This is a genomic window from Sporosarcina sp. So3-204, assembly GCF_058068165.1.
Map to the genome: position 1 here is coordinate 802506 of NZ_CM176485.1, position 23507 is coordinate 826012.

The window sequence follows — 23507 nt, forward strand, 5'->3', positions numbered from 1 at the left end:
TTTAATCGTGGTACCACCCGAATTGCCCGTAGGCCTCTCAAGCTCCTTAACGCGGAATGACGTAATAATTTACTTGGCAAAGGCAAAAAAATTCCCTCGCGTTCACTTATTAAGGCTCTGGAACCCATTCACTCCGCCCAGCTATCTGTTCACAATACCCACAGACTCCCTGAAAACTGTCACGGACTTACTATTTCCTTCAACGCCGATACTATACATATTTTATGTATTATATGTTGAAGTATTTACAATTGCAAGAAATAAGTCCTGTTTAGCTCTATCAATCGTGTCGAAACATTGTTAAACTAAAGGAGAATAGAAGGGAAGTGTGTCGTATTGAGAATAACGAAGTGGATTGCATCATTGGTATGCATCATTTTTATTGCTGCTCCATCAACTACTCAAGCTACGGAAAATAAAGAAATAGAAGACTTTACTCAGATTACACACGGCCTTAAGTTAATAGATTTACAACTTATTGCGTCTTCATCTTTGTTTAAATATAATTCAGGATTAACCTTTGAATATCCGGATGCTGTTCGCGGAATTTATGTTACAGGTCATTCCGCTGGTGGGGAAAAGTTCAATAAGTTAGTCGACTTGCTTGATAATACTGATCTTAACGCCATGGTGATTGATATAAAAGATGACTATGGGAATATTACATATTTGCCAGATGATGATTCGCCATTAAAAGAATTGAATATAGGTAAACCATATATTACGAATCCAAATGATATGTTGAAAGTTTTGGAGGAGAAAAAAATCTATCCAATTGGACGTATTGTCGTTTTTAAAGATAGTGTTCTTGCGGAAATGCGTCCTGAATTATCATTTATGGATAATGGCGCAGTTTGGAAAAATCGACGTGGTGAAGCATTTGTTAATCCATTCATGAAAGAAGTTTGGGAACATAATGTAGAAGTGGCAATTGAAGCAGCAAAAATGGGTTTTAAGGAAATTCAATTTGATTATGTCCGTTTTCCTGAAGGGTTTGAAAATCGAGATGATACATTGAAATTTGACTTTCAAGACTATTCACAATCTGAACTTGATCCCATACAACGCCGTGTTGAGGCGATTACAGATTTTGTAGCTTATGCTAGAGAGCAGTTAAAACCTTACGGAGTTGAAGTTTCTGTAGATATATTTGGTTATGCTGCAACATTAACTGAAGCGCCGGGCATCGGACAAAACTTTTCGAAAATCTCAGAAAATGTTGATGTCATTTCATCAATGATCTATCCAAGTCATTGGACTTCTTATTTCGGAATTGCGAAACCTGATTTGGAGCCTTATCAATTAGTTGCTGAATACGCCAAGGTTGAAAACAAGGTGCTAGAGGCACTTGAAAACAAACCTGTTTCACGACCATGGCTACAAGACTTTACCGCTTCATGGTTAGGAAAGGGCAATTACATTAGATATGGTAAGTCAGAAGTCGAAGCGCAAATTAAAGGTTTAAAAGATAATGGTATAGATGAGTATCTTTTATGGAATGCTGGAAATACTTATTCAAAGGACGTAAATTATAAGCAGTAAAATTAATAACTGATGAATGGATTATGATTTATTTTCAATTAAATTAATTAAGTTTAATTAAAATGAAACCTTTTAATTGGTTGAACGTACTATTAAGTAGTAATTAACTTTTTCAATAAGGAGAACCTAAATGAGAATTTCTACTTAATTTTTGAATCAGATGTTTAAAAAGTATATCAGATGGGAATAACAGTATATGTACAACAAAATTTCCTGTAAAGTCTTTTATATTGCGGAATTGTGACGAAAGTAACATTAGAAATAAAGTAATTTTTAAAAAGTGTTTTCTTAATTAATGAAATTGTGTATACTTAAGTATAAGGATTTCGATTAAAATTATTCTAATTAACCTATAATAAAATAAAATGATTTATCAATTAGCCGAATTGAAAGGAAGTGTCAGCATATGATGGTCACATTATTTACATCACCAAGCTGTACGTCATGTAGGAAAGCTAAAGCTTGGCTTGAGGAACATGAAATTCCATATACAGAAAGAAATATTTTCTCAGAACCTTTAAATATCGCTGAAATTAAAGAAATCCTTCGTATGACAGAAGACGGTACGGATGAGATAATTTCAACGAGATCTAAAATATATCAAAAATTAAATGTCGATGTAGAAAGTTTACCATTGCAAAGATTATATGAATTAATTCAAGAACATCCAGGTCTTCTCAGAAGACCAATTATACTTGATGAAAAAAGACTTCAAGTAGGATATAATGAAGATGAGATACGTCGATTCTTACCTAGAAAAGTAAGAGCTTATCAGTTGCTTGAAGCACGTCGAATGGTAAACTAAGTGTATGAAATAAAAAGCTGATAGGTGGGTCATTGTAAAATGCCAAAACCTATCGGCTTTTATCTTTTCCTTGCTTTCCTAATAAATGTTATCTACAATTGCTTATACTAATAAAAGTAGAGAACTGTGGAAAAACCCTTACAAATATTGACGGTCGGTCATATAGTAAGAATAAGCATTGTAGGTTTTATTTTTTAGTTTAAGGGACTGCTATAATCCTATTCAATAGGGAGGGGGAGATTGGAATGGAAATAGAACGAATAAACGAAAACACAGTTAAATTCTTTTTAACGTATATTGATATAGAAGAGCGTGGCTTTACGCGTGAAGAAGTTTGGTATAACCGTGATAAAAGTGAAGAACTTTTTTGGGATATGATGGACGAAATAAGTGAAGAATCCGAGTTTGAAGTGGAAGGTCCACTTTGGATTCAAGTCCATGCAATGAACAATGGAATTGAAGTTACGGTAACGCGTGCTCAAAACGAAGATGGACACTCGCAAGAGCATCCATTTGATCAAGAAGAAACAAAAAAGTTGTTTCAGCAAGCAGATGGTACTATGTTTGAAAATGCTGATGACGCTTTGTCAGCCGGTGGAAATAGTGGAGTAGAATGGACGGATAATACATTTTACTTTAAAGACTTCGAAGATATAATCCGACTCTCGAAACGAGTTGAACAGTTAGGATATGAAGCTAACACTTCTTTATACTTCTTAAAAGACATGTATTATTTGTATGTCGAGTATGATAAAGACTTAATGGAAGATGATAGTAAGTCAGATTTGTTTAGTTTTCTTACTGAATTTGGCTCGCTGTCGAATATGACCATTCACCGTCTTGAGGAATATGGAGATATTGTTATGGAATCCGATGTTTTCACTCAAGTTGTTAAATATTTTTAAAGTATAAAAATTAGTAAACGCAATAGCTTAATTTGCTATTGCGTTTTTTTGTGTGTAAATATTTAAGGTTCTTTTAAACAAGTTTCTAAGAACTTGAAATCATGCCAAGACATTGCTACCGATGAATGCCACAGTTTTTTCTAATACACTTGCAATTTCTCTGAATAGTTCGTAATATTATAAAAAGGAGTGATGCGCAATTTTGACGGCAAAGACTATTGAAGGAAAGTATATTATACTTTCTCAGAAGATGGATAAGAATCAATTGAGAGAATGGAGAAAGGTAACAAAATTTTATTGTACACAATGTGATAATGCTGTAAAACTAAAAGTGGGTGAAATAGTAATACCCCATTTTGCGCATGAGGTGAATGTTTCCTGCTCTGCTACATTTTCTGAAGGGGAGTCTACAGAACACCTAATTGGTAAACAACAGTTATTTAATTTTTTCGAGAAGAAAGTTAGTGAGGTAAAGCTAGAACCTTATTCTAAAAGTTTGGCCCAGCGTCCAGATCTTCTTATAACCTATAATAAAGAAAGTATTCCAATAGAGTTTCAGTGTAGTTCTATACCTATTGCTGAAATTAAGTCTAGAACACAAGGTTTTAATCGTGTAGGTATGAAGCCTATTTGGATTTTGAATACCCCTGAAAAGATAAAGAAATCTCCCCAAGGTGTTGGCATCTTCTATCTATCTAAATTTGAGGAAACTTTTATTAGCCGAAGTTTTCCAAAAAATATTTTTCTACTAACATATGATCCCAAATTAGAACAATTCCATTATGTACACAGTCTCCTACAAATTGCTGGAAAAAGGTATATAGGTATTCATCGTACTTTGTGTATGTCAAAACAAATTTTTCCTTTTGCGCGCGTGAAAAATCCTACTTTTAAAGATTTTCAAAGTTATGCATTGAGTTTTCGCGCTATGCGGAATAAATTTCTGAATACGAAAGTTTTATTAAACAGAAGAGGGATTAATGAACCGTTTCTACGGGGATGCTATGAGCTGAGAGTGCGACCTCTTGAATTGCCGTTATGGATTGGCGTGCCTTTGACAAGTTTGAATCCTTTTCGTGAAGAGGCTGTCGAGTGGCAACTTTTATTTGTTTACTTTTTTAAAAAGAGAGGTATGAAATTTAATGAAATTACAAAGGGGGATATGTACAGTTTTGTAAAAAAGTTCGAAGGTGTATCGAAAAGACAAGTGAATGCTTGTATAAAATATCAATTTTTTCTTGAATCAATGGGTGTAGAATCTTTAAAAGATGATATTGTATTCGGTGATAAACTACTCGCTAATTGTATTGAAAATACATTACTTGCAAACTGTAGTGAAGATTGAGAAAATAGAGATGTTCCGTAACTCGAAATAAGTATACAAGGGGGATATTAAATGTCGATTGATTCTAAGAATAGAGTGTTAACTCGCGATGAAGTGAAAGTTGAGGAAACGTGGCGCCTTGAAGATATTTTTGCTACTGATCAAGCATGGGAAGAAGAATACTTGCTGATTGAGGAGTTTTCAAAGGAAGCAGAAACATACAAAGGAACACTTGGAGATGGTTCTGATGCCCTTTTTAAAGCATTAACATACCGCGATTCTTTGTCGGAAAGATTGCGCCGTTTGTACACGTATGCTCATTTAAAAACTGATCAAGATACAATAAATAGTTTTTACCAAGCGATGGAAAGTCGTGCCAAAACATTACTCGTTAAAGCATCGACAGCATTGTCATTTTTCTTACCAGAACTCCTATCAATTGATGAAGAAACATTAAACAATCTTGTTGAAAATAATGAAGCGCTACTTCTTTATAAACAAGAGATTGAAGAAATCAATACGGAACGTCCACATGTATTGCCTGCTGAACAAGAGGCACTTCTTGCGCAGTTATCAGAGGTTACCGGAAGTGCTTCAGAAACTTTTAGTATGCTGAATAACGCGGATCTTAAATTTCCGAAAGTGAAGAATGAGGACGGGGAAGAGGTTGAACTGTCCCATGGTCGTTATATTGGTTTTCTCGAAAGTAATGATGAGAAAGTTAGAGAAGCTGCATTTAAGGCGATGTATTCAACTTACGGGAAATTCCAAAATACATTCGCTTCTACATTATCTGGAAATATAAAAAGTGATAATGTAAGTGCGCGCATTAGAAATTATCCATCTGCACGAGCTGCTGCAATGTCGAGCAATCATATTCCGGAGCAAGTTTATGATAACCTTGTGTCGACAATTAATAAAAATGTGCATTTGCTTCAAAGATACGTAGCTTTAAGGAAAAAAGTATTTGAACTTGATGAACTCCATATGTGGGATTTGTTTGCACCACTTGTTCCGGATGCCGATATGAAAATCACATATGAAGATGCTTCAAAAACGATGTTAGATAGTTTTCATCCACTTGGAGAAGAGTACGGTGAGATTGTCAAGGAAGGTCTTGAAAATCGTTGGGTTGATGTGCGTGAGAACGTTGGTAAACGTTCAGGTGCTTATTCATCAGGTGCTTATGGTACAAATCCGTATGTGCTGATGAACTGGCAAGATAATGTTAGCAATTTATTTACTTTGGCGCATGAGTTTGGCCATAGTGTACACAGTTATTATTCAAGAAAACATCAGCCTTATGTTTACAGCGGTTATTCTATTTTTGTTGCTGAGGTTGCATCAACTGTAAATGAAGCGATTCTAAACGATCATTTATTGAAAACAACAGAAGATGAACAAAAACGTATTTATTTACTAAATTACTGGCTTGATGGTTTCCGTGGTACTGTCTTCCGTCAGACGATGTTTGCTGAATTTGAACATTTGATACATGAGCTAGATCAGCAAGGCGTTGCACTAACTGCTGAAAAGCTAACTGCTGAATACTATGCCTTGAATCAAAAGTATTTTGGTGAAGATATAGTAATCGACGAGGAAATAGGGGTAGAGTGGGCTAGAATTCCACACTTTTATTATAATTATTACGTTTATCAATATGCAACTGGATATAGTGCAGCTGTTGCACTCAGCAATCAAATTCTCACTGAGGGCGAGCCCGCGGTGGAACGATATATCAATAACTTTTTGAAGGCTGGTTCATCCGATTATCCAATAGAAGTACTTAAAAAGGCTGGTGTGGATATGACAAGTGCCGCGCCAATCGAAGAAGCATGCCGAGTATTTGAAGAAAAGTTAAATGAACTGGAAGCTTTGTTATTGAAAAACAAGTAATTTACAGTAGTTCAATCCAACCTAATTTATTTAGGAAGGATTGGACTCTTTTTTTGAAATCAATAAAACTTCCCTGTATTTATAAGTGAAAATGCGGCGAAAGAATGTACACTGTCTATTGAAAAAATGAAGGCGAATTTCTACCGCCTGAAATTGGAGGAATGAAGTTCAATTCCTCTTCGTGTTTTCAAACTAGAAAAAAGTCTGGACGAGATTTATAATGTGACAATCTTGTTAATTGGATTGTGAAAAGTTGATGTTACAATTATTTCGTGATAAAATAAGTTTGTGAATTAAATCACTAACCAAACAAATACCCCTTTGTTTGAATGTGAACATTTCTTCCATTCCCTTTGTATAAGAGTATCCAACTCCCCCCCAGGAGTGGATACTCTTTTCTATTATATAAATTAATAAAAAAGGTTGTAAAATAAATGACGTTGGTGAAGGAAAATCCCATTTTGACGCTGCGTAACATTTATGAGAATTTAATAGGCTTGAAAGTCTTTTGTCTATTTTTATATAATTCACAAGTGCAATACTAGTTGTTTGTAGTGCAAGATGGCGACTCCAGCGGGAACAACGCGAGCTGAAGACCCCACAGGAGCGTGCTTTTGCACTGGACCCTTAAAATTGGACGCTATTTTTCTAAGCAGCTGATTCGAATATCATCCGATAGCCCGCTGGGCTTTTCCGATTCAATCTGGACTTGATTCTCAAATGATTATAGTAGTGGATATACTCCTCTAGTTCGTGTTTAAAGTGTTCAAGATTATCAAATTCCTGCAGGAACAGGAATTCATATTTAAGAATTCCAAAAAAGTTCTCGATGACGGCGTTGTCGTAACAGTTGCCTTTTCGAGACATGCTCTGTGTGATGTTGTTTTCCTTTAGTAGCTGACAATACTGCGGCATTCGATAATGCCAGCCTTGATCGGAATGGATCAAGAGCTTATCGTCTTCTTTTACGTATTCAAGTGACTGCTTCAACATTGTTTCCACCAAATCAAACGTAGGCCTCGATTGAAGCGTATAGGTAATGATTTCACCATTGAACAGGTCTAAAACAGGTGAGAGATATAATTTTTGTCCAAATAATTTAAATTCCGTAACGTCTGTCACCCATTTTTCGTTGGGTTTTCCTGCTTTGAAATTACGGTTCAAGACATTTGGAGCTGCTTTCCCAAATGCACCTTTATAGGATTTGTACTTCTTCATTCGGACAATACATTGAAGCCCCAGTTCTCGCATAATCCGAAGTACTTTCTTTTTGTTTATCGTGTGTCCTTTTTCGATCAGGACGTCGGTGATCCGGCGATACCCAAGGCGCCCTTTGTGTCGCTGGTAGATGAAGTTGATCCTTCTCTTCCACTTGCGATCGGGATCTGGCTGCTTGAAACTATTAATGATGTAGTAGTAGGTGCTTCTTACCATACCGGCTATCTTGACCATCTTGTTTACTGGGAATTCATGCCTTAGTTCAAATATTACTTTCGCTTTAATCTTTTTAGTGATTTTTCTTCCTGAACTAAGGCTTCCAGCTTTTTTAGATAGGCATTTTCCATACGAAGATATTCAAGTTCTTTTTTCATGGCGTCCTTTGACTGGTCGCCAAGATCTTTGGAAGTGGTTTTCTTTTGATTGCGAGATTTCATTGTAGAAGGCCCCTTTTCTTTCGTTTTAAAGGCACCTTCTCCAGCTGTCTCCCACTTTTTCTTCCACCTGCGGACCATACTAGGATCCGGGATATGGAAAATAGCCGATGCCTCTCGAACAGAGTAATCCGTGTCATTGATAAATTGAATTACTCTAAGTTTAAAGGCTTTTGGATAGTTTGTATAGGGAAAGTCAAACGCATTATCACCATGATGTCTAAACAGAAGCACCCAGTAACGAATTACAGAGTTGTCGACGCCAACCTGTCCTGCAAGATCTCGGTAACTAATATCTTCATGTTCGTAACGTTTGGCGACTAGAAGTTTAAATTCTTTAGTATACTTGGACACTTTTTTAGACCTCCTAATATTAGATGACGTGTCCAATATTAGGGGTGCAGCTCAGCTTTTCGCGACGAGGAGGCTGAAGCCGTGCCCGCGGAAAGCGTCCATCTGGAACGGAAAACAACGGGATACATGAAAAAGGACTAACCTAAAAAATCAGCTTTACTGACTTCTTGGATAGCCCTACAATAACTAAGTTATGGTTGGCTATTATTCTTCACCAACGTCATTTGACAAAGAACCTAAAAAACTGATTATCTGCTTTACTCAGCAAATAATCAGTTTTTTATTAATGACACTTTTTACGCCATAACGTGATATCTTGAAAAGTATGCCGCTCCACATGTTGTTGGAGAAGTCTCTTTTTAAGTTCTCGATCTGCAGATTTATCTGTAATGCTATATATCTCTGCAATTTCTTTTGTAGCCAATGTATCAAAACGTATAAATAAATCATCTAGCGAAGGTGGAGATTTAGGAATAATTTCATAACCAATAAGTTTTTCCAGAATATGTTCATAGACATCGTAAGAATATAGACCATCAATCTTTAAACCTTCATCTTCAATATTTTCATTAAAGAAGACAAATGTTGGTGCTTGATATACTTCCATTTCTTTTGCCATATAAAGATCGACCTGCAAGGCACGTAATACATTTTCTGAAGAAAAATCACGAATAAATTCATCGACATCGAGGTTAAGAAGTTCGGCAATCTCAATTAATACAGGTAGAGATGTGACATTTCTTGATTTTAAATGTGAGTATTCAAAAAGTTTTGATAAAAAACGAAATCCTGCACGCTTTCCTTGAAATTCAGCTGCTTTGATGGCGAGTGAAGGGAAAGACGGATGAATTTTCTCACGCATTCCATGCATTTCAGTACCTCTTGAACATGAAACATTCATTGCGGGAAGCGATGTATGCAAAATGATTCTTAGTGAAAAGTACTGCTCATAGTCAATTTGAAGTTTCCTAAGAATCGGCTGCAGTGACCAGCAATCATCACATGTTGGATTGATAAAAACATAGAGTTCAATCGGTCTCGTTGCGATTGAAGGACCTATTGGGTTTTCCATCAATGGACGTGGAATCAAATAATTCCCTCCTCGCTCCGGTTAACCATATGTTTTGCAGTTAAAACGAGACGCTTAAAATAAAAATCACGTATTTTCTCATCAAGTTCTACCTCATCCATTGCTTCTGCCATACATGATAACCATGCTTCAGCGCGAACTGGTGTAATGGGAAATGGCATATGTCTTGCTTTCATCATGGGGTGACCATGTTCTTCACTAAATAGATTTGGACCGCCTAAATATTGTGTTTGAAATTGTTTTTGTTTACGGGCAGTTTCTGTCAGGTCTTTCGGGAAAATCGGGTATAAGTCTGGATGAACGGCCACTTTTGAATAAAATACATCGATAAGCTCCGATAATTTATCTGCACCGATCTCCTCATACGGGATCAAAGGTTTACGAATCATTGTATCTCTCTCCTTTGCTCTGACTGTACTGCTATTCTATCAACGGAAGTGGACATACACAAATAAATAGCATCTACCATGGTTATCGCTTGACATACTTGTGGTTATGAATGAAATGTATTTAATACTTTCTTTACGTAGTTCTGTGTTTCTTTGAATGGGGGAATTCCGCCGTGTTTTTTTACATTACCCGGGCCGGCATTATAGGCAGCTAAAGCAAGTTCGATGTTTCCATTAAATTGGTCGAGCATTTGGCGTAAATAACGCGCACCACCAGTTATGTTCTGTACAGGATCAAAACTGTCCTTGACACCTAGAAATTTAGCTGTACCAGGCATTAGTTGCATAAGTCCCTGTGCACCTGATTTACTAACAATATTGTTTTTAAAGTTTGATTCCTGACGAATAACGGAAGATATCAAGTCTTCAGGTATGTCATATTGCATCGATGCTTGTTTAATAATATCTGTATATTGACCGTCTTTTATAGACGGGCTATAGGATAGTGTTGGTGAATCACTTTTATTTGCAATCATAGAAGCTAACATTGACGGTTGGAAAACACGATTATCACCAGTATATTTTAAGTTGTCGGATGCTGTGATTTGTTCGGATAAGTTATTGGATGTACTGCCTAGCACTTCTTTCAGCATTTGTGTGAATAAATTCGGGGATGAAGTATTATTATTCGCATAGGATTGTACTGTGCCAAATGATTGTAGGGAATTAATGTCCATTAAAATCCGTAGATTGCTAGCGTCCATTGGAATCAATCCTTTCTATAGGAATTTCACAAGTCATTATTAATTGTAACTATAGTATAAGTATACCAAGAATTGAAGGAGAAGGCATTTATGAACTGCAAGACGCCGCTTCATATGATAGAATGAACGTAGTAAAACATGAAAGGATGTTGTTATTATGCTTACACAAATCATCGTTGAAAATGGTGTTCAAGAAGGAGCAGAAATACGCTTCTTAATTGCTAATAAACCTGAAAATTCTGTAGGATTACCAGCTGGGAAAATGATAACTGATTCAGAAAAACTTACATTTGTTTATCTTTTAGATGAAGAAGAAGGTTATGGACAAATCCATTTTACGCAAGCGGTTTGGCCACTTATGGTTGAAGTATTGGATGCGTCAGATGATCCAATATTAATGGTTGGAGAACAGTCGATAAAGCTAACAAATTTTAAAGAAGAACTTATGATGCTAATATTTAATATCGAAGGAAATGAGAATTATGGTGTAAGATTCTCTACGGCTGTCGAGCAAGCATTCGCCAAGAAACTTCAAAGTATCGAGTAATACCAGGAGGGATGCAAATGCTGAAGTGGAACCAGTTTATACAACCCTATAAGCAAGCGGTAGATGAATTGAAAGTGAAGCTTAAAGGGATTCGCTCACAATATAAGTTAGAGGATATACATATGCCTGTTGAATTTGTAACTGGTAGGGTAAAGCCACTTGCTAGCATTTATGACAAGACACTTGAAAAAGGAATCCCGTTTGAAACATCTGAAGAGTTAGCCGCTGAAATACCTGATATTGCTGGACTAAGAATCATGTGCCAGTTCGTTGATGATATTAATGCGGTAGCTCAAATATTAAGAGAACGTAATGACATCGAAGTGATTGAAGAACGAGATTATATATCGAATAAAAAGGCAAGTGGCTATCGTTCATATCATATGATTATTAAATATCCTGTTCAAACAATTCACGGCGAGAAAAAGATATTAGCTGAAATTCAAATTAGAACGCTCGCAATGAATTTTTGGGCTTCAATTGAACATTCGTTGAATTATAAATACGAAGGGGAGCTTCCGGATGAAATTAATCACCGTTTGGAACTTGCCGCAGAAGCTGCATTTCGCTTAGATGAAGAAATGTCTTTAATTAGAGATGAAATCCAAGATGCACAGCAATATTTTAGTGCGTATAAACAGACTGCTACAGGAAGATACGATGAGGAAAGAAGGAAAGGAGGACAAAAAATTGAAGTTTTCGATACAGACGAGAAATGATGATATTTCAAACCAACTTAAGGATGAGGCTAAACAGTATTTAACGGATTTTGGATTAATCTATGATGATGAACAGCCTAATATTGTCCTTTCAATAGGTGGTGACGGAACTTTACTCCATGCTTTTCATAAGCATCGACATCGGTTGAAAGAAACTGCATTCGTAGGGATTCATACGGGGCATCTAGGTTTTTATGCTGACTGGAAACCATCTGAAATTGAAAAGCTAGTCATTATGATTTCTCGACAAGATTTCAAAGTGATTGATTATCCGCTACTTGATGTAACAATTAATCATATGAGTGGTAAAGAAAGTTCGCGCTACTTAGCTTTAAATGAATCGTCCGTGAAATCTCCTGATGTTACACTTGTTATGGATGTTGAACTAAACGGACATCATTTTGAGCGATTCCGTGGGGACGGCTTATGCATGTCTACGCCATCAGGATCAACTGCATATAGTAAGTCATTAGGTGGTGCAATCATGCATCCGTCACTTGCAACTATGCAGCTCACTGAAATGGCTTCTATTAATAACCGGGTATTTAGAACAGTTGGCTCACCGCTAGTCTTACCAGCTCATCATAAATGTATATTGAAACCTGTTATGGCAAAAGACTTCATGGTAACAGTTGATCATCATCACTTTCTGCATAAAAATGTGAAGTCAATTGAATATGAAGTTTCTGATGAAAAAATTCGATTTGCACGTTTCCGTCCATTCCCATTTTGGCAACGTGTTAGAGATTCATTTATTGCCAATGATAATTGAAATGAACGAAGTAGATAATAGATTCCGTCTATCTTATGAAGTTCATGAGGATAGGTTATCTTTGCGTGACTTTTTAACCCAAAAGGAAATATCCAGCAGGACATTAGCAGCCATTAAATATGGCGGTGGCAAGCTAGTAGTAAATGGTAATGAGCAAAATGTACGTTATATTTTAAGTAGGGAAGATAAAGTAGATGTAATTTTTCCGCGTGAGGAACTAAGTCCAGGACTTAAACCAGAGATAGGCGTACTTGATATAGTTTATGAAGATGAAGCCATTTTAATTCTAAATAAAAGTGCGGCACAAAGCACAATACCATCGCGTAATCATCCATCAGGCACAGTAGCAAACTTTGTAGCAGGAAAATTTATTCGCGAACGAATTTCTGCAACAGTACATATTGTTACACGGCTAGATCATGATACATCAGGCCTTCTTTGTATAGCTAAAAACCGTCATATTCATCATCTTCTTGGAAAGCAGATGATGAATGCTCAGTTTAATAGACAGTATGAGGCAGTTGTGGAAGGGCATATTACGAAAGATTGTTTTACAATTAATGAACCCATAGGGCGAAAAGAAGATAGTATTATTGAAAGAATTGTACGTGAAGATGGTCAAAAAGCATTGACTGATGTATTCGTTACGGGAAGATTTGTGCATTCAGGTCATCAATTGACAAAAATTAAGCTTGTACTCCATACAGGTAGAACACATCAAATTCGTGTTCATATGAAATGGGCTGGATTTCCCCTTGCAGGAGATGATTTATACGCGGGAAGTCGAGAACTGATAAAACGTCAAGCACTTCACTGCACGCTCCTCGAGTTTAAGCATCCAATCACGGAGGAAATAGTTGTATTTACGAGTAAACTTCCGATTGATATGGAGAATATACTTATATAGATGCAGTAAACATAATTTCCTGGGGAATAAATCGTTTTTTTATGTACATTTTTGAAATATTTTGTAAACCCAGTACGGAAAATGGGTTGTACTGTCTGAATTAGTTGAGTCCTGCACGTCATTAGACTTCAGCTTCAAGGCTTAAAGTAATTCATATTAATCCTTGAAGAAGGCGTAAAAGGAAAGGATGTTTTGTAATGAATGTAGAACAAGAAAATAAAGAAGAAATAGTCTTTGATGAAGAAAGATTATTAGAAACACTGACAAATAACGATATTAATACATTTAGAACAGAATACTTTATGTTGCATCCTTATGACAGAGCAACATTCTACAAAAAAATTGGTTCTAAACTAAGAAAACTCATTTATAATTACTTATCACCAAAAGAGCTCGCTGAAATCTTTGAACTAAGTGAAATTGACGATGAAGATTACAAAAAGTTCCTTCAGGAGATGGACTCGATGTATGCGGCGGACATGTTTTCTTATATGTTTGTTGATAACGCGGTAGATGTCCTGAATGAACTAGACAAAGCGCAAGTCGTTAGTTATTTAACGCTTATGAATCAGGAAGCAGCTATTGAAATTAAAGCACTTCTTCATTATGAAGAATATACTGCCGGATCAATCATGACGACAGAATACGTTGTTATACCAGAAAACTCCACAGTACGCTCTGCTATGACAATTCTGCGTAATGCTGCACCTAAGGCAGAGACAATCTATTATGTTTTTGTAGTAGATGATGACGAGAGATTGAAGGGTGTTGTTTCGCTTCGAGACCTAATTATCGCCGAAGAAGATACGCTAATTAGCACAATTACAAATGATCGAGTTGTAAGTGTTTTAGTAAGTGATGATCAGGAAGATGTTGCACGAACAATTAAGGATTATAATTTCCTGGCTGTACCTGTTGTTGATTTCCAACAACATATGCTTGGAATTATTACTGTCGATGATATTTTAGATGTTATAGAAGAGGAAGCTTCTGATGACTATTCTAAATTTGCAGGTGTCTCAGATATGAGTACATTTGATAAAAACTCATTGTCTGCGGCTAAAAAAAGGCTTCCTTGGTTACTTATATTATTAGTTCTTGGTATGTTAACGGCAAACTTAATCGGAGCATTTGAAGCTACAATTGAAAAAGTTGCACTACTTGCAGCATTTATTCCATTAATTGCAGGAACTGCTGGTAATAGCGGAACGCAAGCTCTAGCCGTTGCTGTACGCGGAATCGCAACACGTGATATTGAGGATGAAAGTAAAGTCAAACTATTGATGAGAGAAGCAGGTACTGGACTTATAACAGGAATTATTTGTGCTGTGTTCGTTGTTGGACTTATTTATGTTTGGAAGCAAGAATTTCTTTTAGGTCTTCTTGTTGGAGCGGCAATATTTGTATCGATTTTTGTAGCAACAATATCAGGCTCGTTTATTCCTTTATTTATGCATAAATTGGGTGTTGACCCTGCAGTTGCTTCGGGACCTTTTATAACAACTTTAAATGATTTGCTAAGTACGCTCATTTATCTAGGGTTGGCAACGACATTTATTAGTGGTCTTTAATTAGTAAAAAACGGTGAACACTGAATTAGGTAGGCGCATACACTACAAAAAAAGGATGTGCATATCATTTTAAATAATGAGCCGTTATTATTCGTACATGGACCACCTGTATTTATAAGAGTAGATATACCGATTTCAGATGAGGAAAGTACTTCTGTTTTTTCTATGGCAGAGGAAGTTGATGAAAGTCCTAATTTAGGTCAGTTAGAAGTTACTGAGTTGAATGTGGAAGTAATTAGGTACGAACCTGAAATAGTGGATAATCCATCTGTTCGTAGAAGAATTAACTATCTCGAAGGTGCTTTGCAAAAAGAAATGTATCGTCCATTGCAATTTGATACTGGAAATTCAAGTGTAATAGGATCAATCGATAAGAGTGATAACGAAATCGTCTTCATAGAACTTCATGGGGAGCACAATAAGGTGGTCGCTTTGGAAATTAGCAAGATTGAAGAAATTAGCTGGCGTGGGAAACCATTTGCTGAAATTTAACTTCATTAAACAAAGACAGGACTAAGTATATGTCCTGTCTTTTTTCTATATAAAAAACTGCTTAACCTTTGTAATCTGGTTAAGCAGTTTGGGCATTGCAGGAGATATAATTAGTTTATTTTACAGAAGTCGACAAATATATCATCTAGACATTGTACGCCACAGAAACAGCTTAAATCCACTGTGATACATGTGTTTGTAGCTTTGAAATATTTTGCTTCACATAGTGCATTAAGATTTAATTTACCGCAATCAGTAATAACTTTCACAGGGTGTTTAAATCCTGCATCTTTAAATGGTGCAAGTACTTGAAGCGTTGCACAGCAATCGTTGAAAATATTTTGTACTCTAAAGAAGACAGAGTAGCAATTCGTTACTGCTGGATTTGTACCAGTGCTAATTGGTTGGAAACTCGATTTAAATTGGTCACCTGTTTTTGTTAAAAGCGAAAATACACGCGTGTTGATTGGGCTTTGTGTTGGACAATTTAGACTACCTAATGGCCTCATGAAACAATCTGTATTACATTCTAAACAGTCATCATCTGTTTGTATATCTTGTAACCGTTTAATAAAGCGGAGTGCTTCACAAACACAACCATCGTGGCGGTGTACGCCCTCAACTTCAACTTCTTTTCCACATCCCATTAATTCCACCTCCTATTCTCAATTCTCTATAACTTATGCGGCTTTAAACAATGAAACAGGGCGCTTAACTAGATTTGATTAAAAGATCAGTAAGTCTCCCATACTAATTTAAAAAGGAGGAGTTCATTATTAAGAAATCGGGATTATATATAATGCTAATACTTTTATTAACTGGTTGTATAGGAAATGTAAATGGTATTCAAATTCAAAACAATACAAATGAAAATATCGAAAAAGTGGAAAAAGTGTTAGCGAATGATGAACGTCTCCGAAGTGCATTTGTCATATTTCATAATAATGACCTACTCTCAGGTATAACAGTAGGAACATTTTCAAGATTTCATAAAGCGAAAATAGAAAAAGAATTAAAAAAGGAATTGGAAAAAGAATATCCAAACGCGAATATAATGGTATCTGCTGACAGTAAGATTGTCATGGAAACAAGAAAAATATCAAAGATAAAAGATGGAAAAGAACTAAGTAAGAAAATAAAGCAGTTATTATTACTTGTGGAGGCAGAAACATGATTGATGAAAAAGAGTATGCGGCGCTAGAAAAAGAAATATCACCTAAAACACCTTTGCTGAAAAATGTCATTAAAGCGTTTATAACTGGTGGAACGATTTGTTTCATCGGTCAGGCAATCTCTGTCTTCTATATGACTTATTTTGACTTTACAGAACGGACTTCTAGTAACCCAACAGTTGCGACCATGATTTTCATTGCAATGCTCTTAACAGGTTTTGGTCAGTATAAAAAAATAGGTCAGTTCGGCGGGGCTGGTTCTGCAATACCTATCACAGGATTTGGAAATGCAGTGATATCAGCTGCGATTGAACATAAAAGTGAAGGATATGTCCTAGGCGTTGGTGGAAATATGTTCAAACTTGCAGGATCTGTCATATTATTCGGTGTTTTTTCAGCTTTCGTTGTTGCACTTATTAAAACAATTCTGGTGAAGTTAGGGGTTGTTTCTTGGTGAAAAGAGGTTTATTAACTTTCGCATCACTACCTTCTATTGCTGCAACAGGCGTAACAGCTGGACCACTTGAAAAAAGTAGTCCTTTTGCCGCTTTGTTCGATAAGATTTATGACGATGAACGATGTGGACTTCCAACGAATGAAAAAGGACATGCAAAAATGATGGAAGATGCTTGTATGATTGCTTTGAGTAAAGTAGATTCCACTCCGAGCGATGCGGATTACTTAATTATGGGTGATTTAGTTAACCAGATGACGCCATCTAGCTTTTCAGCTACATCGCTTGGAATTCCATATATCGGTTTATTTGCCGCTTGTGCAACTTCGGTATCATCTCTTCTAACTGCCGCTTTATTAACAGAAGCGGGTATGTCAACTTGTTCCGTGGCAGGTTCAGGAAGTCAGCATAATGCAATTGAGCGACAGTTTCGCTATCCAATAGAATACGGTGCACAGAAGCCAGCAACTTCACAATGGACTGCTACTGCTGCAGGTATTTGTGTAGTGACTCCTAATAAGAAAGGGGTTCCGGCAATTGTATGTGGAACAATTGGGCGTGCTGTTGATCTCGGCATGATTGACCCTTTGAATATGGGGGCTGCAATGGCACCAGCTGCGGCGGACACATTACAAAGACATTTAGAAGGGCATGGAACGAAAGTGTCTGATTATGATGTCATTATGACTGGGGATCTTGCGAAAGTTGGATTTATATTATTTAAGAAACTACTTGAAAGAGATGGGATTATAGCAGGAGAAAATTTCCGTGATGCAGGTGAAGAATTTTACGGAGGTGATCCACTATTTCAAGCAGGTGCAAGTGGTTCAGGTTGTTCGGCAGCAACGTATTTTAGTGAGGTTTATTCTAAGATGATGAGTGGAGAGTATAAGAGGGTACTTCTTATTGCGACAGGAGCTTTATTATCACCTTTATCTTATCAACAAGGAAATACGATTCCGTGTATTGCACATGCAGTTGAATTAACGATGAAATGAGTGAGTTAGATGGTATCTATTTTTATAACGGCGTTTATCGTCGGTGGTCTTATTTGTGTAATAGGTCAATTATTATTTGATGTTGCGAAATTAACGCCAGCGCATACGCTATGTATAATGGTTGTTGCTGGTTCAATTATGGATGGATTAGGTATTTATGAACCGCTAATTGATTTCGCTGGTGCTGGTGCTACGATTCCAATAACGTCATTTGGCAATTCACTTACACACGGTGCCATGGCTGAGGCAGAGAAGCATGGTTTAATTGGCGTAGTAACAGGGATGTTTGAAGTAACAAGTTCAGGGATAAGTTCAGCAATTTTATTTGGTTTTATTGCTGCATTTATATTTAAACCAAAAGGGAAAATTTAATTTTCTTCAGCCGAAATTCATGACTTAAATAGAATTGTATAAATAAAATTGATGCCTATAAAAAATAGTTTTACTTACTTAGAAGTGTATTTAATAAAAAAGATGTACATTAGCCCCCTCCTTTCAGAAACCTCTGCATACTATATGTAGAAAGAGAGGAGGGATTTTTTATGTATAATCCTTGCGGAATAGGAATGGGGCCAGGATACGGACCAGGACCAGGTTACGGACCAGGACGTGGACCGGCGTATGGGTGTGAGAATAGAAGAGGCGGATCATATGGTGGATCTACTTTTGTACTAATCGTTGTTCTCTTCATCTTGTTAATTATCGTCGGAAGTTGTTTCGTATAAAAGAGAGGGGTTTAGCGAATGAACGATTCATTTTTCAAGAAAATCGAATCAAAAACTGGCGTTCCGATGGAAGAAGTATTTGCATTAGCAAATGCCATTCAATTTGCGGATTTCAGTGATGAGCGACAAGTCAGACAGATTATTAAAAATGTTGGTAATCTAGCTAACAAAAATGTACCACAGCATATGGAAGATGATCTTGTTCAGTCGATTGTTAAAGATGGTAAAGCAGTTAATTTTGCAGAAATAGAAAAATTAATTAATAGAAAAGGATAATATGAAAATTAGTTTTATTAATAGGTTTAACTTCGTTAGTTTATGGATATAGTAAAGGCAAGAGTGTTTACTATAAAAATAATGTTACGGAGGTGAGTAGAATGGGTTATATTTTACCAATCAATCCTATCCAATCTGGACAATATGCAAATCGGTTGAATATGGAACCGTATAATTTTGCGAAAATTGAAAGGGTGCAATTAGTTAAACTAAAATCAGACTTTCTTGAAGAGTATGAAGAGTCTCTAGCTGATCGTGAACAGGAAAAGGAAGAAAAAGATGATGAAAAGACATCGCCATCTAACTCATCTCTATACAAATTTGGTTCTATCTATCCAAATCCAGCTAATTTATCGCCTGCAATTTCAAGGATTGTAGGGAAAGGTATCAACATCAATACCTATATATAAGTAAAAAAAAAAGGAAGTGGCGCATTTAAGACTTTGCGCTTACTTCCTTTTTATATTGCGAAAACTTTGGAGATATTAAATGCAACTCATTTTAATCGTTAATCCAATTGTTTCACCATTGCTCGGTGCGGAATATCAGCATCCATAAACTCTGGAGATGTGATGACAAAGCCTAACTTTTCATAGAAAGGGACGGCATAGGACTGTGCGTTTAAAACTATCTTCTCAAAGCCTTTACCAGTAGCGTGCTTTTCGAGTGTGTTCATAATTAGATTACCCAAGTGTTTCCCACGATACTCAGGTAGTATACAGACACGTTCTACTTTACCAATGCCAGTAGAAGATTCACGTATTCTGCCTGCCCCAATTGGGTCTTCTGCAGAGTAGATGACGAAGTGGTCGGCTGTTTTATCAAGCTCATCCAATTCAAGGCTAAGTGGTACACCTTGCTCTTCGACAAATACTTTTCTTCTAACAGAAAATGCATCTTCGCGTTCCTTTTCTATCTTGGCAATTGTAATGTTGAACAATTTTTATTTATTACCTTCAAGACGGAATGTTTCATAAACAGTCCATGACCCATCTTCAAGCTGATAAAGGAGATGTAGACGATCTACTATTTCACTATGGTTTACACCAACCATTTTGAGTTGGCCAATTATATCGTCGTGCTCGCTTGAAGTTAAGTTTTGTGCAATCGTAATGTGGGGAACGAATTGATACACAGGTTCATTACCGAAAAAGTCATAATTTAAATCTTTATGAAGTCTAAGAAGTTCATCATTTTCATCGGCTTTGAAGTAAATTGTATTTGTAATAGGTGCAAATGTGCTAACTTTAGATACTTTTAATTCAAAAGGACCGTGATTTTTTGTAACCTCTAATATTGATTTTGCCACATCTTCAATTTCCTTATCATCCGCATCAAAAAGTCCTTTAATTGTTAGGTGTGGAGTAATAAGAGCGTAATGCGGGTCATATCTTTTACGATATCCATTAGCTATGTCTTGAAGTTCTTTTGACGGAAATGCAACAATGCCATATTTCATAATAAAAACCTCCTTTTAAGATTGAATTGTATATTGAAGTAATCTTCTTAATTATAACAGAGATTCTCTAGGGATGTCATATAACTATATTTAACTATAAGTTTTCAAAAGCGCACGTCGAATATCTGGTTTCCAATGTTTCCACGTATGATCGCCATTAAACTCGTCGTAAAAGTACTCAAACCCTTTCGTTTCAATTAAGTTGTTCAGGTCGCGATTTGGAATTAAAAAGTTTTGTATACCGTCTTCAAGTGTCTGGACTTCTGTTTCATCCTTGCCTATGACGTGGTATATCGTAATTGCTGCAGTATCTTTCACTGAGTCAACTGCAGCTAAAACATCTTCATTGACAAGTGGTGAATGTAAGATGACTTTTCCAAAAATACTCGGATATTTTGATGCTGTTAAAAGAGAGATTGTAGCAGCTAGGGAATCACCCATTAATCCTCTTCCAGAACCTACTTGATAAGTTGGATAGTTTTGATCGATATAAGGAACTAATTCATGTGCAAGAAAACGTGTGTAAGCTTCCCTTCTATCGCCATCCGGGTGATACATACGTCTTCTTTCATTCACTGTTTTATAAGGAATTCCGAAAAAAATAACATCATCAATTTCACCTTCATCGATGAGTTCGTCGATGACGCGACCAACGCGACCGTATTGTATGTAATCTTTGCCATCTGAAGCGATAAGTACAGCGTATTTGTAAAGTGGAGTGTAGTTATGTGGTAAGTGTACGAGCACTTGCATATCTTCCCCAAGTTCTTTACTATGAATTATAAACTCTTCAATCTTTCCTTGTTTCATTAAGTGTTTCCTCCTATGCAATTAAATAATGATTTTTTGTGTTAATTATATTTAAAAGTGTAACATACGTGTTATTTTTGGGTATAATTGTTTCATTTAATTTGGAAGAAAAATTATAAGGGGTTGATTAGAAATGGATAATAGAAAAAATATTGTACATTCCAAAGTTGTAGCTAAAGCAACGAAGGATGCATTGTTAAGACGGGGCGTTACGCTTAAAGATGTAGCTGAAATTGTGTATAAGTTACAATTGCCATACAATCCAAATTTAAAAATGGAACTTTGCCTTGAGTCTGTTGAAGGTGTACTTCGTAAGCGAGAACTTCAACATGCAATTCTTGTAGGTATCGAATTGGATGAACTTGCAGAGCAAGGGAAATTATCTGAGCCGTTACTACAAATTATTCAATCGGATGAAGGGTTATTTGGTGTAGATGAAACAATTGCGCTTGGTGCTGTATTTACTTATGGTTCTATTGCGGTAACGACATTTGGCCATCTTGATAAAAATAAAGTGGGTATTATTAACGAGCTAGATACAGTGAAAGGTGGAAAAGTGCATACTTTCCTTGATGATCTGGTCGCAAGTATTGCAGCATCCGCAGCATCTAGAATCGCGCACAGAACGAGAGATATTGAAGAGGCAAGCGAAGGTTCGGGTTATTTTAACCCAGAAGAAAGGGATCTTTGAATTTATATGAAACGATAGTGTGGTAAAATAGTTTGACAAAGCCTCTTAAAGATATGTTACTATTAAATTGTTGGATAATTATTCAAAATTGGGGAGGAAATTGTAAATGAGTAAAAAAGCATTACGTTTATTAGCATTTATGACTTTGATGGCTTTACTAGTATTGTCAGCTTGCGGTTCGAAGGAAGCAGATAAAGAACCTGAAAAAGAAAGCGGTTCCACGGATTCTGTTGAAGAGGCTTCACCAGAAGAAGCAGAAGAAGAAGAAGAAGCTAAAGAATACGATTACTTAAGTATTTTAACAGGCGGAACGCAAGGGACATACTACGCGTTAGGTGGACCTCTTGCTAACTTTATTTCTGAAGATACAGGCGTTAAAACAACAGCTGAGGTTTCACAAGCATCAGCTGCTAATATGACTGCACTTAAAGACGGAGAAGCTGAAATCGCATTTGTTCAAACGGACATTGCTTATTATGCTTCTAAGGGTGAGTTCATGTTTGAAGGAGAAGTAATTGACGGTGTATCGGCAATTGGTTCACTTTACCCTGAGACTGTACAACTAGTTACACTTAAAGAGAATGGTATTGAATCTTTCGAAGATTTAAAAGGAAAAAGCGTTTCAGTTGGTGCACCAGGTTCAGGTACGTATGCGAACGCAGAGCAACTACTTGAAATTCATGGTCTAACTATGGATGATATTAAGGCGCAAAACCTTGATTTTGGTGAGTCTACTGAAGGTTTGCAATCAGGACAAATTGATGCAGCATTTATTACAGCAGGTACTCCAACAGGAGCTGTTGAAGGATTAAATGCAGTTAAGAACGTATTTATCGTTCCAATCGAAGAGGCTAAAGCTGATGAACTGATTGCTAAATATCAGTACTACGCAAAAGAAGTAATTCCAGCAGGTACTTATGGTTCTGAAGCAGATACAAATGCTGTGTCTGTAGGTGCAATGCTTGTTATTACAAATGATGTATCAGATGATCTTGCTTATGAAATTACAAAAGCAATTTATGACAATGCATCATCACTTCAACACGACAAAGGTAAATTTATCAAAGCTGAAAACGGCCTTGATGGTATTGGTATTGCAGTTCACCCAGGTGCACAAAGATACTTTGATGAAGTAAATAAATAATTTTCATTTAGAAAATAGCTAAATAAGTAATTATAATAGGGCGGTGAGG

General features: G+C 36.4%; 28 protein-coding genes and 1 other annotated feature (1 of these 29 only partly in view). Of the genes, 20 read left to right on the top strand and 8 right to left on the bottom strand.

Annotated elements, in window-relative coordinates; translation table 11 throughout:
- Positions 1-212 (bottom strand) — a binding site (T-box leader); it reaches 20 nt to the left of the window's first position.
- Between the two features lie 124 nt (positions 213-336).
- The 5 genes from AC3RV6_RS03795 to pepF all read left to right on the top strand — a co-directional run bounded on the left by AC3RV6_RS03795 (position 337) and on the right by pepF (position 6472).
- Positions 337-1542, top strand: coding sequence for a putative glycoside hydrolase (locus tag AC3RV6_RS03795; protein WP_489748134.1), 1206 nt, complete (start codon positions 337-339; stop codon positions 1540-1542).
- 409 nt (positions 1543-1951) lie between these two features.
- Positions 1952-2347, top strand: coding sequence for a transcriptional regulator SpxA (gene spxA / locus AC3RV6_RS03800; protein ID WP_489749178.1), 396 nt, complete (start codon positions 1952-1954; stop codon positions 2345-2347).
- A 245-nt stretch (positions 2348-2592) separates the two neighbouring features.
- A complete protein-coding gene (gene mecA / locus AC3RV6_RS03805; RefSeq protein ID WP_489748135.1) occupies positions 2593-3252 on the top strand; it encodes an adaptor protein MecA in 660 nt (219 codons plus the stop codon).
- A 202-nt stretch (positions 3253-3454) separates the two neighbouring features.
- Positions 3455-4597, top strand: coding sequence for a competence protein CoiA (locus tag AC3RV6_RS03810; protein ID WP_489748136.1), 1143 nt, complete (start codon positions 3455-3457; stop codon positions 4595-4597).
- 51 nt (positions 4598-4648) lie between these two features.
- On the top strand, positions 4649-6472 hold the full coding sequence (pepF, locus tag AC3RV6_RS03815; RefSeq protein WP_489748137.1) for an oligoendopeptidase F: 1824 nt from the start codon (positions 4649-4651) through the stop codon (positions 6470-6472).
- 648 nt (positions 6473-7120) lie between these two features.
- Here the strand turns inward: pepF and AC3RV6_RS03820 are convergent.
- From AC3RV6_RS03820 to AC3RV6_RS03835, 4 genes are all read right to left on the bottom strand, one after another.
- A protein-coding gene (locus AC3RV6_RS03820) for an IS3 family transposase (protein WP_489746585.1) occupies positions 7121-8478 on the bottom strand; the annotation gives its coding sequence in 2 pieces (ribosomal slippage) (positions 7121-8010 and positions 8010-8478; 1359 coding nt in all).
- A 283-nt stretch (positions 8479-8761) separates the two neighbouring features.
- Positions 8762-9550: a DsbA family protein gene (locus AC3RV6_RS03825; protein ID WP_489749179.1), complete on the bottom strand. Its 789-nt coding sequence runs from the start codon at positions 9548-9550 to the stop codon at positions 8762-8764.
- 14 nt (positions 9551-9564) lie between these two features.
- A complete protein-coding gene (locus AC3RV6_RS03830) occupies positions 9565-9957 on the bottom strand; it encodes a globin domain-containing protein (protein ID WP_489748138.1) in 393 nt (130 codons plus the stop codon).
- A 104-nt stretch (positions 9958-10061) separates the two neighbouring features.
- A complete protein-coding gene (locus AC3RV6_RS03835) occupies positions 10062-10721 on the bottom strand; it encodes a lytic transglycosylase domain-containing protein (protein ID WP_489748139.1) in 660 nt (219 codons plus the stop codon).
- 157 nt (positions 10722-10878) lie between these two features.
- On the opposite strand from AC3RV6_RS03835, the gene AC3RV6_RS03840 reads away from it, so the two are divergent.
- The 6 genes from AC3RV6_RS03840 to AC3RV6_RS03865 all read left to right on the top strand — a co-directional run bounded on the left by AC3RV6_RS03840 (position 10879) and on the right by AC3RV6_RS03865 (position 15729).
- The gene (locus tag AC3RV6_RS03840) at positions 10879-11268 is read left to right on the top strand and encodes a UPF0738 family protein (RefSeq protein WP_489748140.1); all 390 of its coding nucleotides are present in this window, start codon (positions 10879-10881) and stop codon (positions 11266-11268) included.
- Positions 11269-11285: 17 nt separating this feature from the next.
- Positions 11286-11987 carry a GTP diphosphokinase gene (gene yjbM / locus AC3RV6_RS03845; RefSeq protein WP_489748141.1) on the top strand — a complete coding sequence of 234 codons (702 nt, stop codon included), beginning with the start codon at positions 11286-11288 and terminating at the stop codon, positions 11985-11987.
- A complete protein-coding gene (locus AC3RV6_RS03850; protein ID WP_489748142.1) occupies positions 11959-12759 on the top strand; it encodes an NAD kinase in 801 nt (266 codons plus the stop codon). The genes yjbM and AC3RV6_RS03850 overlap by 29 nt, the downstream gene beginning before the upstream one ends.
- Complete coding sequence (locus AC3RV6_RS03855; RefSeq protein ID WP_489749180.1) at positions 12749-13666, top strand: RluA family pseudouridine synthase; 918 nt, start codon at positions 12749-12751, stop codon at positions 13664-13666. Before AC3RV6_RS03850 ends, AC3RV6_RS03855 begins: the two co-directional genes overlap by 11 nt.
- A 197-nt stretch (positions 13667-13863) precedes the next feature.
- Positions 13864-15237: a magnesium transporter gene (gene mgtE, locus AC3RV6_RS03860; RefSeq protein ID WP_489748143.1), complete on the top strand. Its 1374-nt coding sequence runs from the start codon at positions 13864-13866 to the stop codon at positions 15235-15237.
- Positions 15238-15294: 57 nt separating this feature from the next.
- On the top strand, positions 15295-15729 hold the full coding sequence (locus AC3RV6_RS03865) for a hypothetical protein (protein ID WP_489748144.1): 435 nt from the start codon (positions 15295-15297) through the stop codon (positions 15727-15729).
- Between the two features lie 110 nt (positions 15730-15839).
- Here the strand turns inward: AC3RV6_RS03865 and AC3RV6_RS03870 are convergent, their stop codons facing one another.
- Positions 15840-16376, bottom strand: coding sequence for a CotY/CotZ family spore coat protein (locus AC3RV6_RS03870; protein ID WP_489748145.1), 537 nt, complete (start codon positions 16374-16376; stop codon positions 15840-15842).
- A gap of 152 nt (positions 16377-16528) precedes the next feature.
- Between AC3RV6_RS03870 and AC3RV6_RS03875 the strand changes: the two genes are divergently transcribed.
- The 7 genes from AC3RV6_RS03875 (at position 16529) to AC3RV6_RS03905 (ending at position 19764) form a co-directional block, all read left to right on the top strand.
- A complete protein-coding gene (locus tag AC3RV6_RS03875; protein ID WP_489748146.1) occupies positions 16529-16903 on the top strand; it encodes a hypothetical protein in 375 nt (124 codons plus the stop codon).
- Complete coding sequence (gene spoVAC / locus AC3RV6_RS03880; protein ID WP_489748147.1) at positions 16900-17358, top strand: stage V sporulation protein AC; 459 nt, start codon at positions 16900-16902, stop codon at positions 17356-17358. Before AC3RV6_RS03875 ends, spoVAC begins: the two co-directional genes overlap by 4 nt.
- Positions 17355-18353, top strand: coding sequence for a stage V sporulation protein AD (locus tag AC3RV6_RS03885; RefSeq protein WP_489749181.1), 999 nt, complete (start codon positions 17355-17357; stop codon positions 18351-18353). Before spoVAC ends, AC3RV6_RS03885 begins: the two co-directional genes overlap by 4 nt.
- Positions 18354-18362: 9 nt before the next feature.
- On the top strand, positions 18363-18725 hold the full coding sequence (spoVAE, locus tag AC3RV6_RS03890; protein ID WP_489748148.1) for a stage V sporulation protein AE: 363 nt from the start codon (positions 18363-18365) through the stop codon (positions 18723-18725).
- Positions 18726-18919: 194 nt separating this feature from the next.
- A complete protein-coding gene (locus AC3RV6_RS03895; protein ID WP_489749182.1) occupies positions 18920-19078 on the top strand; it encodes a YjcZ family sporulation protein in 159 nt (52 codons plus the stop codon).
- Between the two features lie 18 nt (positions 19079-19096).
- Positions 19097-19354, top strand: a complete 258-nt coding sequence (locus tag AC3RV6_RS03900) for a stage VI sporulation protein F (RefSeq protein ID WP_489748149.1) — start codon at positions 19097-19099, stop codon at positions 19352-19354.
- Between the two features lie 101 nt (positions 19355-19455).
- Positions 19456-19764 carry a hypothetical protein gene (locus tag AC3RV6_RS03905; protein ID WP_489748150.1) on the top strand — a complete coding sequence of 103 codons (309 nt, stop codon included), beginning with the start codon at positions 19456-19458 and terminating at the stop codon, positions 19762-19764.
- Positions 19765-19862: 98 nt separating this feature from the next.
- On the opposite strand, the gene AC3RV6_RS03910 is transcribed toward AC3RV6_RS03905, so the two are convergent.
- The 3 genes from AC3RV6_RS03910 to AC3RV6_RS03920 form a co-directional block, all read right to left on the bottom strand.
- Positions 19863-20294: a GNAT family N-acetyltransferase gene (locus AC3RV6_RS03910; protein WP_489748151.1), complete on the bottom strand. Its 432-nt coding sequence runs from the start codon at positions 20292-20294 to the stop codon at positions 19863-19865.
- A 3-nt stretch (positions 20295-20297) separates the two neighbouring features.
- Positions 20298-20813, bottom strand: a complete 516-nt coding sequence (locus AC3RV6_RS03915) for a YjcG family protein (protein WP_489748152.1) — start codon at positions 20811-20813, stop codon at positions 20298-20300.
- A gap of 90 nt (positions 20814-20903) precedes the next feature.
- A complete protein-coding gene (locus tag AC3RV6_RS03920) occupies positions 20904-21623 on the bottom strand; it encodes an alpha/beta hydrolase (protein WP_489748153.1) in 720 nt (239 codons plus the stop codon).
- Positions 21624-21756: 133 nt separating this feature from the next.
- On the opposite strand from AC3RV6_RS03920, the gene AC3RV6_RS03925 reads away from it, so the two are divergent.
- Together AC3RV6_RS03925 and AC3RV6_RS03930 are read left to right on the top strand one after the other, a co-directional pair.
- On the top strand, positions 21757-22314 hold the full coding sequence (locus tag AC3RV6_RS03925; protein WP_489748154.1) for a phosphatidylglycerophosphatase A family protein: 558 nt from the start codon (positions 21757-21759) through the stop codon (positions 22312-22314).
- A gap of 106 nt (positions 22315-22420) precedes the next feature.
- A complete protein-coding gene (locus AC3RV6_RS03930) occupies positions 22421-23458 on the top strand; it encodes a TAXI family TRAP transporter solute-binding subunit (protein ID WP_489748155.1) in 1038 nt (345 codons plus the stop codon).
- Positions 23459-23507 lie beyond the last annotated feature (49 nt).